Source organism: Massilibacillus massiliensis, from assembly GCF_900086705.1.
Classification (GTDB): Bacteria; Bacillota; Negativicutes; order FLKF01; family FLKF01; genus Massilibacillus; species Massilibacillus massiliensis.
Genome location: NZ_LT575483.1, coordinates 1,168,431 through 1,181,959, shown reverse-complemented (window position 1 = coordinate 1,181,959; position 13,529 = coordinate 1,168,431). Strand labels below are relative to the sequence as shown.

12 protein-coding genes are annotated in these 13,529 nt (G+C 41.9%); 8 read left to right on the top strand and 4 right to left on the bottom strand.

The genetic code is table 11. The features are described from left to right. Positions 1-78: 78 nt before the first annotated feature. Together BN6559_RS05965 and recQ are read right to left on the bottom strand one after the other, a co-directional pair. Entirely contained in the window at positions 79-1,209 is a 1,131-nt protein-coding gene (locus BN6559_RS05965) for a [Fe-Fe] hydrogenase large subunit C-terminal domain-containing protein (protein WP_110953867.1), read from the bottom strand. Positions 1,210-1,390: 181 nt separating this feature from the next. Then, positions 1,391-3,502, bottom strand: a complete 2,112-nt coding sequence (gene recQ, locus BN6559_RS05960) for a DNA helicase RecQ (protein WP_110953866.1) — start codon at positions 3,500-3,502, stop codon at positions 1,391-1,393. A 304-nt stretch (positions 3,503-3,806) separates the two neighbouring features. Here recQ and BN6559_RS05955 point away from each other — a divergent pair, with 304 nt between their 5' ends. The 8 genes from BN6559_RS05955 to BN6559_RS05920 all read left to right on the top strand — a co-directional run bounded on the left by BN6559_RS05955 (position 3,807) and on the right by BN6559_RS05920 (position 11,733). Then, positions 3,807-5,078: a TolC family protein gene (locus BN6559_RS05955; RefSeq protein ID WP_110953865.1), complete on the top strand. Its 1,272-nt coding sequence runs from the start codon at positions 3,807-3,809 to the stop codon at positions 5,076-5,078. 2 nt (positions 5,079-5,080) lie between these two features. Continuing rightward, entirely contained in the window at positions 5,081-6,178 is a 1,098-nt protein-coding gene (locus BN6559_RS05950; protein WP_110953864.1) for an efflux RND transporter periplasmic adaptor subunit, read from the top strand. Between the two features lie 15 nt (positions 6,179-6,193). Next, positions 6,194-6,898, top strand: coding sequence for an ABC transporter ATP-binding protein (locus BN6559_RS05945; protein ID WP_110953863.1), 705 nt, complete (start codon positions 6,194-6,196; stop codon positions 6,896-6,898). Then, the gene (locus BN6559_RS05940; protein WP_110953862.1) at positions 6,891-8,108 is read left to right on the top strand and encodes an ABC transporter permease; all 1,218 of its coding nucleotides are present in this window, start codon (positions 6,891-6,893) and stop codon (positions 8,106-8,108) included. Before BN6559_RS05945 ends, BN6559_RS05940 begins: the two co-directional genes overlap by 8 nt. A 232-nt stretch (positions 8,109-8,340) precedes the next feature. Next, the gene (gene pxpA, locus BN6559_RS05935) at positions 8,341-9,111 is read left to right on the top strand and encodes a 5-oxoprolinase subunit PxpA (protein ID WP_110953861.1); all 771 of its coding nucleotides are present in this window, start codon (positions 8,341-8,343) and stop codon (positions 9,109-9,111) included. 54 nt (positions 9,112-9,165) lie between these two features. Beyond that, entirely contained in the window at positions 9,166-9,957 is a 792-nt protein-coding gene (locus BN6559_RS05930; protein WP_110953860.1) for a putative hydro-lyase, read from the top strand. Between the two features lie 25 nt (positions 9,958-9,982). Further along, positions 9,983-10,735, top strand: coding sequence for a 5-oxoprolinase subunit PxpB (gene pxpB, locus BN6559_RS05925; RefSeq protein ID WP_234407812.1), 753 nt, complete (start codon positions 9,983-9,985; stop codon positions 10,733-10,735). Beyond that, a complete protein-coding gene (locus tag BN6559_RS05920) occupies positions 10,726-11,733 on the top strand; it encodes a 5-oxoprolinase subunit C family protein (protein ID WP_110953859.1) in 1,008 nt (335 codons plus the stop codon). The genes pxpB and BN6559_RS05920 overlap by 10 nt, the downstream gene beginning before the upstream one ends. Before the next feature lie 247 nt (positions 11,734-11,980). Here the strand turns inward: BN6559_RS05920 and pdxT are convergent, their stop codons facing one another. After that, positions 11,981-12,562, bottom strand: coding sequence for a pyridoxal 5'-phosphate synthase glutaminase subunit PdxT (pdxT, locus tag BN6559_RS05915; RefSeq protein ID WP_110953858.1), 582 nt, complete (start codon positions 12,560-12,562; stop codon positions 11,981-11,983). A gap of 5 nt (positions 12,563-12,567) precedes the next feature. Further along, complete coding sequence (gene pdxS, locus BN6559_RS05910; protein ID WP_110953857.1) at positions 12,568-13,446, bottom strand: pyridoxal 5'-phosphate synthase lyase subunit PdxS; 879 nt, start codon at positions 13,444-13,446, stop codon at positions 12,568-12,570. Positions 13,447-13,529: the final 83 nt, after the last annotated feature.

The window sequence follows — 13,529 nt, the reverse complement described above, 5'->3', positions numbered from 1 at the left end:
AAAAGTTTAAGAGGCTTATGCAGCCATCTTAAACTTTTTGCTTTTCAACGAGTTTAGAAAGTAACGTATATTTAAATTTTAAAATTTTCGGGTGAAAAATTTATTATCTTCAATCAGACTTTCAGGGGTGTCAAAACCTAGGCGGTGCAGCAGTTCAATGACGTAAGGGTTATCGATTGGTGTTGGATAAAGGGCTTTTTCGCCGTAGGTGTTGATATGATCTTTGGCGATCGCTTTGTCAAGAATCGATTTGGGACCACCGACACAGCCGCCTATGCAGCCCATGCCTTCAAAGAAGTTGGCTGTTATCTGACCGGACATGAGTTCGTTGATCATGGCTTTGCAGTTGATTACACCGTCTGCTTGACGTGTTTTGATGGCAATTTCTCGGTTGGGATTGAGGCGCTCAACCGTATTGCTTACCGCTTCGCTGACACCACCGACCCGTGCGTAAATTCGCCCGGCTTTAGAAGAGTTTTCTTTCTCGTTGGCGTTGAAAAGTGTTAAATCTACTTTCAACAGATCAAATAATTCTTGGGTTTCCTGAAATGTCAGCACATGGTCAATGGCGCCTTGGAGATCAGGCTCTCTTGCTTCTGCTTTTTTTGCGATGCAAGGGCCGATGAAGACGGTTAGGGCATCGGGGTGAAGAATTTTCACCGTACGTCCTGCGGCGATCATCGGTGATACAGTCGCAGGCACGTGCGGCATCAGCTCGCTGTATATTTTGCGGATCATGGCAATCCACATTGGGCAACAGCAGCTGGTTAATTGATAATCTTTTTCGGAAATAATATTTTGATCAAACTCCAGTGCTTCTTTCAAGGTTAGAATGTCGGCGAAAACAGCAACCTCGACCATACCATCAAAACCCATTTGTTTAAAAGCACTGCGTAGCATTCCGGGGGTGACTTGATCGCTAAATTGCCCAATAAACGCTGGGGCAATGAGTGCATATGCAAGATTTTTTTTGCGGTGTAGTGATTGCATACACGAATGGACATCTTTGGAGATTTTTAAACCAGTTTGGTTTGCCTTGGTTACGCAGGCATCGAAATTCCAGAATACCGGATGACGTTCAGGCGTGAAAAGACAATTTAATTCACTTTTATCAAAATCTTCGAATAGATTTTTTACGGAAAAATCGTTTGCGTGGCCTAACGCCGATGTTTCCAGTATTCTTTTTTGTAAATCTTTAAATGTCTGCATGCTTGACGGCTCCTTTTTCCTTTTGTATGGCTCACAGTATTTTCATGCCAATTTCTCTTATTAGCTTATCATACTTATGCAAAAGCAGAAAGTCATTTGGTTAATTTTTGAAAATAATAATCATTTTAGAAACTTTTATAGTATGATCTAAACGTCAAGATGGTATCCGATGTAAAAAGGCTTAAGAAAAATGCTTTGCAATAACTGCTTTAATGGTGTCATAACCGATTTCTTCTGGTAAGGCATCTTTAATTGGACGAAGTTTATCAGTGCCGAGCTCATCGATCACGGCGATTATGCGTGATTCTTGACCCGCGGGGATTAAGCGATCCCAATCTACGGGATGACCTTCTTCGGCAGCTTTTACAAGGTGGTTCTGCAAGGTTACAGGTTTTAAGTCACGTGTTTGGCCAATTTCTTCTAGGGATAGGCCATCAGCAAACATTTGCAAGGTGATTAGATGGGTAGGCTGTTTGTCGGATTTTTTTTCAGGTTGTACTTTTTTTTCTTTGGTTTCCGGTGGTGCGCTAGGTGCAAATTCTTTGAGTAAATTTAAAAACTGCGCGCCATATTTTTTTTGTTTTACTTCTCCGATACCTTTGATTTGCTGTAGGTCATCCATTGTTCTTGGCAATTGCGCAGACATTTCCCGCAAGGTACTATCGGCAAATACGAGATACGGTGGAATATTCTCTTCTTCGGCAATTGTTCTGCGAAGTTTACGCAACGCAGTAAAAACCGTGTCATCCGCTTGTGCTTTATGTGTTTTAACAACTTTTTGCCAAACGCTTGCTTCATTTTTTAAGACGGCAAAGGCTGTTTCCGTTAATTTTACTACAGGGTATTCACTTTCGGTAAGTGCCAGATATTGTGTTGCAGTAAGACGCTGAATTAAAGATTTAATTTCATCTACACTGCGATTTGAGAACAAACCATAGGTAGGAAGTTGATCAAATTTGAATTGCAGGACTTTCTTATTTTTAGAGCCTTTCAGCACATCGGCAATCATTGTCACGCCGAACCGTTCACGCAGGCGATATACGCAAGAAAATACTTTCTGTGCATCAATGGTGATGTCGATCAGTTCACTGTCGTTTTTACAGTTGCTGCAGTGGTCGCATTCATTTTTGGCGCTCGTTTCACCAAAATACTGCAGAATGTATTGGCGAAGGCAGTTTGGTGTATGACAATAGTCAACCATAGCTTGCAATTTGCCCAGTTCATGCTGTTTACGATCAGGATTTTCTACGGATTTATCAATGAGAAATTTCTGCAGCATGATGTCTTGGGAGCTGAATAGTAAGATACATTCACCTGGTTCACCGTCACGCCCGCTGCGTCCGGCTTCTTGATAATAAGCTTCCATATTTTTTGGCATGTTGTAATGGATGACAAAGCGGACATTGGATTTATCAATACCCATACCAAATGCATTGGTGGCAACCATAACTTGAATTTTGTCATACAGAAATTGTTCTTGCTGGTGGATGCGTTCGTCATCGCGAAGGCCAGCATGATAATGCCCAGCTTGATAACCTTTATTGAGGAGCAGTTCATATAGACCATCCACATCTTTACGTGTGGCCGCATAAATGATGCCGGATTGGTCTGCATGATTTTTGATATAGTTCAAAATAAATTTTTGTTTGTTTTCACCTCGAAGAATGCTAAAATATAAATTTGGACGATCAAAACCAGTAACGTAAATTTCTGGTCGATGCAGGCCGAGCAATGTATGAATATCTTCTTTTACTTCGAGCGTTGCCGTGGCAGTAAAAGCGCTGATCAGAGGTTTGGTCGGCAAGGTATTAATAAATGGGAAGATGGCTTGATAGCTTGGCCTAAAATCATGTCCCCATTGTGAGAGACAGTGCGCTTCATCTACGGCTACCATACTCACGGTGAGTTTATTTAGAATGGATTGAAAAGCCTCTGTCGATAGACGTTCTGGGGCAATATAGATAAGTTTATAATGATTGCTGCCGATGTCATAAAGGCGGCGGCTGAGTTCTGCTGATGTGAGGGAACTGTTGATATAGGTAGCAGGAATACCTTGCATGTTTAGCGCATCTACCTGATCCTTCATTAAAGAAATCAACGGTGATATGACAAGGGTTACGCCAGGAAGCAGCAGTGCAGGGATTTGAAAGCAAATGGATTTTCCGGCTCCGGTTGGCATAATCGCAACAGTATCTTTGCCTTCGAGCAAGCTTAGAATGATTTTTTCCTGCCCGGGTCGAAATTCATTATATCCATAAAAACGTTTTAATAATTGAAGTGCTTGTTGTAACATGATTTTGTTAACCTACCTTTTTGTGCATGTGCGTGCGTTATAGTTCGTGTATTTTACATAGTTCAACATAAGTAATAAGATACCTTTCTTCCAATCTGAAAGGCAGAGGAAAAAAACTATGTCGAAACGTGTTTTTCCCTTTAGAATAAAGGTGTAAAATTATGTATAGCAATGCGTTATGAACAATGGATGGAAAACTAGAATAATTTGAGAATTTCTATCAAAAACAAATATTTTTCAAAGAAAGAACTTTTATAATGAAGTAATCAATTTTATCAGAAGGAACGGCAGAGGAGTGTGCTAGATGAAAAAAGAGTCTTTGCGCAAAGTTATGGCGGTAACGGCGAGTTATTTTTTACTGAATACGTCGGCTGGATTTTGTGCTGATTTATCTTTGGATCAGGCCATTGATATGGCACTTACCAATAATTATGATATTAAAATCGCGCAGAAGGATGGAGAAAATGCGAAAGTTGCTTTAGATGGAGCAAAAGGGCAGAAAAAACCTTCCATTTCAGCAAACAGCAGCTTTAGCTTTTCCGATATAAATAATAATGGGTCTTCTCGGGGGAATAGTAACAGAATAACGATGAGTATGCCACTCTATACTGGCGGCAAAAATGAGTTAAAAATAGAAAAGGCGCAAGAGGAAATTACTTCTGCTGAGCTGGGGCTTGCGAGAACAGAGGAAAATACAATTTTATCGACGATAACTGCCTATTATGATATTTTAGAAGCCAAAAAGGTCGTTGATGTAGATACAGAGACGGTAAATAATTATCAGGAACATTTAAATAATGTACAACAATTATATGATGCAGGCAGTTCCCCAAAGGTAGACTTACTTCGTTCGGAAGTGGAGCTTGTCAATGCGCAGCAAACCTTAATCAAGTCGCAAAATACGTATGATGTTGCTGTAAGCACCTTGAAAAATATTATAAAACTAAAAGGTGAAGAACCAGTCGAGTTAATTGACGATGCAGGGTATCAAAACTTTGATTCTTCGCTTATGGATTGTATTTCTTATGCAAAAGACAATCGTAAAGATTTAATGAAATATCAAATTGCAATAGAGCAGGCAGAAAAAGATGTCAAAATTGCGAAAAGTGATAAAAAGCCAACGGTAAATTTATCCGTTGAAAATAGCTGGCAAAAACAAGTGCTGCCAAGTGATGATAATCATACGTTAGCGGCCGGAGTTTCTGCGAGCTGGAATCTTTTTGACAGCAATGTGACAGAGTCAAATATAAAGCAGGCACAAATTGCTGTAGAGCAAGCACAGCTAAATTTTGAAAAACAAGCCGATGCGATTGATTTAGAAGTACGTGAAAATTATCTGAGTATGCGCGAAGCAGAGAAGAGATTTAATAGTACACAGGTTGCCATTCATAAGGCGGAAGAAGATTATTTTATTGCAAAGGAAAAATATAGAGCTGGAGAAGGACTTATGTTGGATGTGATTGATGCACAGTTGGCGTTAACTACGGCAAAAACAAATTATATTCAAGCACAATATGACTATGCAACATATAAAGCAAAACTAGAAAATGCAATGGGCATGAGTAAAGGAGAATAACTATGCAAGAAAAAAAAATCAAGTGGATTGTTGTTTTTGTTGTAATTGCGGCGTGCATTGGCGGTGGGTACTATTATTACAGCGCGAAGCAGACGGTTCAGCCAACAGTGACACAAACAGCAGTGGTTGAACGAGGAAAAATAACTTCTACTGTGTCTGCGACGGGAACGATTAAACCTTTAAATTCGGTAGAAATCAGTTCTAAAGTTACGGCGCGGTTAAAAGAAGTAATGTTTAAAGAAAATGACGTTGTAAAAGCTGGGCAGACAGTCGCTGTATTAGACAGCACCACGTTACAGACGCAGCTTGATCAGGCGAAATATAAAGTGACGAATACAGAAGCAAAATATAAAAGATTACAATATTTAAATTCTATTGGAGCAAAATCCGATGCGGATTTAGAAGATGCGTTGCTATCCTATCAAACTGCTGTATTAACGTATGCAGGTGTTCAATCGGATGTAAATGATACGATTATCGTTTCGCCGATGGATGGGGTTGTGATCGGTGAGCCTAAAATTGCAGGAACGATGATTACAGCAGGCGTAACGTCCCCAACTGTGATTATGACAGTTGCCGATATGTCAACGAAACAAATTAATGCAAAAGTCGATGAAACAGATATCGGCAAGGTGAAAATTGGTCAAAAAGCAACCTTTACAGTAGATGCTTATAGTGGCAGAACGTTTACTGCAACCGTATCGAATATATCACAAACAGATGTAGGCAGTACTTGGTCCAGCAGTACTTCTACGACGACGGTTATTTATTATAGTGTGACACTGGATATTGATGATCCGGAAAATTTATTAAAACCAGCCATGACGGCCAGAGTTAACATCCATACGGCTGAAAAAGAAGGCGCGCTCATGATTCCGCTTTCTGCATTAAAGACGAATAATGACGGACAGTATGTTGTGCTGGCACATCCAGATGGAACTACAGAGAACAGAAGCGTAACGATTGGGTTATACAGTGATGATAAAGTGGAGATAACGGATGGACTTAGTGAAGGCGATACATTGTCTATTTCGTATACAAAATCAACTTCAAAAAGCAGCAGCTCGTCAAAGGATCAAGGCGGGCCACCGCCAAGATAGGAAGGAGAATCTAGTATGACAATTCGTCTTTCTGATGTAAAGAAAATTTATAATGTCGGAGACTCAACTGTGGCGGCGCTTGCGGGGATTGATTTGCATATAAAAAAAGGACAGTTTGCAGCCATCATGGGACCGTCTGGTTCGGGTAAATCAACGTTGATGAATATTTTAGGCTGTTTAGACCGACCGACAACGGGGTCTTACATTCTCGATGGCGAGGAAGTTGCACAGCTCAGTGATGATAAGCTGGCGATTACACGCAACAAAAAAATTGGTTTTGTGTTTCAGAACTTTAACTTATTGTCGAGAATCAGTGCTTTAGAAAACGTAGCTTTACCGCTCATTTATGCAGGTGTAAATAAGAAAGAGCGTACTGAACGGGCGGCAGCGCTGCTTGAGTCAGTCGGACTGGGAGAGAGAAAAGATCATTTGCCAAATGAATTATCTGGCGGACAGCGGCAAAGGGTAGCGATTGCTCGTGCGCTTGTCAATGATCCAAGAATTTTGATGGCCGACGAACCAACCGGGAATCTTGATACGAAATCGAGTATCGAAATTATGGGGTTATTTGGTCAGTTGCATAAAGAGGGAAAAACGATTATTCTTGTAACGCATGAACCGGATATTGCAGAGTATGCGCAACGCCAGTTGATGGTACGGGATGGCAAGTTGGTACGGGATGAAATCAGCCAGCCGGAGGAGGGCGTTGCTCATGTTTAGGGAAAGTGTAAGGATCGCTTTTTCTGCGCTGATCTCCAACAAAATGCGGTCTATTTTAACGATGTTAGGGATTATTATCGGCGTTGGTGCTGTCATTGCAATGGTTTCAATCGGGATGGGGGTACGGCAGGAAATCCAAACTTCTATTTCCAGTCTTGGCAGCAATATGTTGATTATTTCACCGGGATCGGCTTCGGCTAAAGGTGGTCCGCGGTCTGCGGCCGGCAGTGACATTACGTTAAAATTTGGGGATGCTGAAGCGATCGATAAAGAAATCAAAAATATTGATTATGTATCACCAACTGTGAGCAGTTCCTATCAGATCGTAGCAGGAAACCAAAACTGGAAGACAAGTGTACAAGGCGTAACGCCTGAATATATGGCAATTCGCAGTTTGAGTGTTGGCAGCGGCAATTTTATCACAACGCAGGATATTAATTCGCGGAACCGTGTGGCGGTGATCGGTTCTACGGTAGCGGAAAACTTATTTGGAGAGGTAAATCCAACCGGGAAAAATATCCGGATCAACAATACACCGTACCAAGTAGTTGGAGTTCTTGATAGCAAAGGGCAGTCTTCTATGGGGCAAGACCAGGATGACGTGGTCATTGTTCCGCTTACAACAGCGCAGGAGAGATTAATTGGTATTACTTACGTACAGTCTATTAACATCCAGGTATCGAATGCAGAGGTTATGGATCAAGTACAAGATGAAATCACCACTTTATTGCGCCAACGACATAAGATTGTTGGTGAAAAAGAAGATGATTTCACGGTACGTAATTTAACCAGTCTTATGGAAACAATGACAGAGACGACAACGATGATTACCTTGTTGCTTGGGAGTATAGCAGCAATTTCCCTGCTGGTCGGCGGTATTGGTATCATGAATATCATGATGGTGTCAGTTACGGAAAGAACGCGGGAAATTGGGATTCGTAAAGCGCTTGGTGCAACGTATCAGAATATTATGCTGCAATTTTTGATTGAATCGATTGTAATTGGTGTGGTCGGCGGTCTGATTGGAATCGTTCTTGGATGTGCTTCCTCGCTGGCAATCTCTAAAGTTGCCGGATTTACGACTGTAATTACGATGATGCCGATCCTTGTGTCTTTTGGTTTTTCAGTGGGAATCGGACTTTTCTTTGGGATTTATCCTGCGAGAAAAGCAGCACTTTTAGACCCAATAGAAGCTTTACGATATGAGTAATAGCGGCACAATATAAATTAAGGTTATTTATCATAAAGACATTGTTTTTATAAGTAAGACTGTAAAAACAAGGTGGAATATACATTGACAAGGACTTTCTGCAGTGCTACTATTAGGGTATTCACAGTAGAATACTGGGAATGAATTGTTGAAGCAGAGCGGCTTCGGGTGAAGATGACTTTACTCGGAGCTTTTTTTGTCTGTTGATGCGCAATAAATGAGGTGAACATAAATGTATACAATTGACTTAAATTGTGATCTAGGGGAGAGTTTTGGTGCATATACAATTGGCGGTGATGAAAAAATTTTACCGTTCATTACATCTGCTAATATTGCTTGTGGTTTTCACGCCGGTGATCCAAGTGTAATGCGAAAAACTGTGCAGGCGGCAATTGCACAGCATGTAGCAATCGGTGCGCATCCAGGTCTGCCGGATTTGAATGGCTTTGGTCGTCGTGAGATGGCGATTTCCCCGCAAGAAGCTTATGATATGATGGTGTATCAAGTAGGCGCATTATATGGATTTGTGAAGGCGGAAGGTGTAAGAATGCAGCATGTGAAACCTCATGGCGCTTTATATAACATGGCGGCAAAGAAACCGGCGCTTGCAGAAGCAATTGCGGAAGCGATTTATAAAGTAGATCCGGAGTTAATTTTATTTGGGTTGTCTTGCAGTGCATTCATTAAAGCTGGTGAAAAAATTGGTTTAAAAACAGCACAAGAGGTTTTTGCAGATCGTACATACCAGTTGGATGGTACACTGACGCCGCGTAAAATGGCGAATGCGATGATAACAGATGCAGATGCAGCTGTCATGCAAGTTGTACGCATGGTAAAGGAAAGCAGAGTGAAAACGCTTCCGGGAGAAGATCTCACAATCAAAGCAGATACAGTTTGCATTCACGGTGATGGTGCACATGCGATTGCGTTTGCAAAGCAAATTCATGAAACACTGGAGCGAGAGGGAATCACCGTACAGGCTTTTGGTAGTAAAATTCTTTAAACGATGTTTTTAAAATAGATAGAGTAAGTTTTAAAATTGAGGAGTTGATAGTTCATGGGAGATATTTTGAATTTAAGTCCTGAAGCGGCACGGTTAATGATTCGTAACAATGCGTGGTTAAAACCCACTTCCGGCATGGCCAGAGGGTATACGCAGGCGAATTTAGCGATTATGAAAAAAGAGCTAGCTTTCGATTTTCTTTTATTTTGTCAGAGAAATCCTAAACCATGTCCTTTAATTGATGTAACAGAGCCGGGCTCGCCAGTCCCGGCGATGGTTGCTCCGGCAGCCGATCTACGTACCGATATTCCTAAATATCGTATTTACCGTCATGGAGAAATGGTAGAGGAAGTGACGGATATCAAACGATATTGGGAAGATGATATGGTTGCTTTTTTGCTCGGCTGTAGTTTTACTTTTGAGTTTCCTATGATGAACAATGGAATTTCTGTTCGCCATATTGAAGAAAATTGTAATGTTCCTATGTTCAAAACCAATATAGCATGTACGAAAGCCGGACGTTTTTCAGGGCCGATGGTTGTCAGTATGCGCCCGATTCCGGAGAAAGATGTTGTTCGTGCGGTACAGGTCACTTCTCGTTTCCCTTCCGTTCACGGCGCGCCGGTGCATATTGGCAATCCTGCCAGCATTGGAATTGCCGATGTTTTCAAACCTGACTTTGGAGATCCGGTAACGATAAACCCCGGAGAAGTTCCTGTTTTTTGGGCTTGTGGTGTAACGCCGCAGGCAGCAGCAATGCATGTAAAACCAGATCTCATGATTACCCATGCACCTGGGCACATGTTTATTACAGATGTTCGTGATGAACAGTATGGCGTTTTATAAAACTGCGTAATACGAGGTGAAAAGTGTGGGAAAAGCAAAAGACTTGCAAGTAGAGTTCTATCCGCTGGGTGAAAATGCAATTATGATTGAGTTTGGTAAATCTATTCATCCGGAAGTCAATCGCAAAGTGATGGCATTGGTGCATTATTTAGAAAATCACCCTTTTAAGGGGATGATAGAATATAGTTCTGCTTATAAAAATGTGACGATTTTTTATGATCCTGTATTGGTGCATACATTGCCTATTGAAATAGAAGAGAGCAGTATGCCGGTATCTTACTGTAAAATGATCAAATTACTTGAATCGATGCTTGCAAATTTAGATATGAATCGGCAAGAGACAGGGAAAGTAGTGGAGGTTCCAGTTTGTTATGGCGGAGAATTTGGACCGGATCTCGCCTTTGTTGCTCAGTACAATCAATTGTCGGTTGAAGAAGTAATTGAGATTCACAGCAGTGGGGCATATTTGGTCTATATGATTGGTTTTGCGCCGGGATTTCCGTTCCTTGGCGGTATGTCAGAGAAAATCGCTACACCACGGCGTTCGTCGCCAAGATTGGCGATACCGATAGGCAGTGTGGGAATTGCCGGAAGTCAAACAGGTGCATATCCCATTGAAACGCCGGGGGGATGGCAGCTTATTGGGCGTACGCCGGTGGAGCTGTTTTGCCCGGAACAGAATCCTCCCACATTATTAGAGGCTGGAAATATTGTGAAGTTTAAGCCGATAAACAAAGCGGAATATGAAGCGGTAAAGGGGGCTAAAAAATGCAGGTAAAGGTCATTAGCCCAGGTCTTTTGACGACCCTCCAAGATAAGGGGCGTATTGGTTATCAAAAGCATGGAATCATTGCCAGCGGAGCGATGGATCCCTACGCTTTTCGTATGGCGAACATTTTATTAGATAATGAAGAGAATGAAGGCGTTTTGGAAATTAGTTTTCTGGGACCTGTACTTGCTTTCCAAGAAGATACGTTAATCGCGATTACAGGTGGTGATTTGTCACCTACGATAGACGGTGAGCCGGTGCCTATGTGGCGGCCTGTGCTCATAAAAAAAGATCGTGTTCTTCATTTTCGTATGTTAAAATCAGGTGCGCGTGCTTATCTTGCGGTGGCTGGAGGTTTTGATGTTCCGGTTGTCATGGGCAGTAAAAGTACCTATATGCGTGCGGAATTGGGTGGATTTAAAGGACGTGCACTCTTGGCCGAAGATACGCTAGTCACGTTGCAGACAAAAACGCAAATGGAGAAGTTCAGACCTGTACTCTGTAAATCGTCGGTAACGGGCGGCTTTCTTACGACGTATTGGTTTTTTGAACCCACGCATATTCCTTTGGGCGATGCACCAATTCAAGTGCGCGTGACGCGGGGAAATCAGATGGAATCTTTTACAGAGACATCGATTGCTGCATTTTTTCGTACGCCCTATGCTGTCACACCAGCCTCAGATCGTATGGGATATCGACTGGACGGTGCAGCTTTGCAATTGATTTCTCCGCTAGAGATGATTTCAGAGGCTGTTTCGTTTGGGACAGTACAAGCACCGCCGGATGGCAATCCGATTATCTTGCTTGCTGATCGGCAGACGGCGGGCGGGTATCCGAAATTTGCGCAAGTAATCCATGTCGATTTGGCAGTTATTGCGCAAATTTGTCCAGGCGGTATGATACAATTCACTGAAGTGTCGTTGAAAGAGGCAGAGAACCTTTATCTGCAACGGGACGCCTATTTGCAGAAAATCCAACAAGCAGTGAACTTTTATCTACAGAAGTAAAAGCAGAACATAAATGAAAAGAGCAATCACTGGGCAGTAGTGATTGCTCTTTTCGTTTATACGAGGGAGTATAGATTGTGAATTACAAAGCAAAAATCAAAGCGGTAGCGATAACTGAATTTTGCTTTGTAATTAAACAAAAAACAAAAAGATGCTATGAGAAAAATTTCTCGTAGCATCTTTGCTTTTATGAACCTAAGTATAGTCGGAGTTTATATTCTTGTCAATCAAAAAAATTTTATCGCGGTTATAGATTGCTTTGTACCTTATTGCAAAAATATCGATGAAACGATAAATCTCCTGTTAATTCTGGGTGAAAGGCAGTGACGAGCATATTGTGTTGCTCGGCAGCGACGATTTTATGATCTACTTCGGCGAGGATCGTTACAGTGTCAGCGGCACTTTCGATATAAGGTGCACGAATAAATACGAGAGGGAGGGGATGACCGGCAATTGCAGGCAATGAAAGTTCTGTTTGAAAACTGTCGAGCTGCCCTCCGTAAGCATTGCGTTTTACGACGATATCCATCGCATTAAAATAGTTCGTTTCCTGGTCAATAATTTTTTTGGCGAGCAAAATCATGCCGGCACATGTTCCCCAAACTGGAAACCCTGTTTGAATTTTAGCAGCAAGTGGTTCTAGCAGATGAAAATATGTTAAGATTTTTGCCATTGCCGTTGATTCTCCGCCGGGAAGAATCAATCCATCCACTTGTTCAATTTCTTCTAATGTTTTGACAGCGATGCCGTTCACATTTTCGGTTTTATGAAGCGCAGTTATATGCTCGGTTATTGCACCCTGTATCGCGAGAACACCAATGGTAATCATAATACTTACCAGCCTCTATTTGCAAGTAATTCTGATTTTTGCAAGGTGTCGATTTCAATTCCTACCATCGGTTCGCCGAGATCTTCAGAGATTTTAGCAAGCTTTTCTGGTTCATTGTAAAAGGTGGTTGCTTCAACGATTGCTTTAGCGCGTTTTACGGGATCACCGGATTTAAAGATTCCAGAGCCTACAAATACTCCTTCTACGCCAAGCTGCATCATCAGTGCCGCATCCGCAGGTGTTGCAATACCACCGGCTGCAAAATTTACGACTGGTAATTTACCGTTATCGTGAACATATTGGATTAAATCGTACGGTGCACCATATTCTTTGGCAATTGACATGAGTTCCATTGACGAAGCTGTTTGTACACGACGCATATCCTGCAGCATCGTGCGCATATGACGAACTGCTTCAACTACGTTTCCAGTTCCTGCTTCGCCTTTGGTACGAATCATGGAAGCACCTTCACCGATACGGCGTAAGGCTTCGCCAAGATTTCTTGCACCACAAACAAAAGGAATTTTAAAGGCGGTTTTGTCGATATGGTTAACATCATCTGCCGGCGTTAATACTTCACTTTCATCAATGTAATCTATGCCGATGGCTTCGAGAATTTGTGCTTCAACAAAGTGCCCGATTCTCGCTTTGGCCATTACAGGAATGGATACCGCTTCTTTGATTGCGCGGATCATTTTCGGATCGGACATGCGAGCGACACCGCCTTCTCTGCGGATGTCGGCGGGGACGCGTTCAAGTGCCATAACGGCAACAGCACCGGCTGCTTCGGCGATCTTTGCTTGCTCTACGTTGGTAACGTCCATAATGACGCCGCCTTTTAGCATTTGTGCTAAATTTTTGTTTAATTCATATCTGTTTTCCATGTGAAAATTACCTCGCTTTACATTGTAGAATCAAAATAAATTTGTTAAAATAAAATTGTACCGATACGATTTTTGTGGTTTGG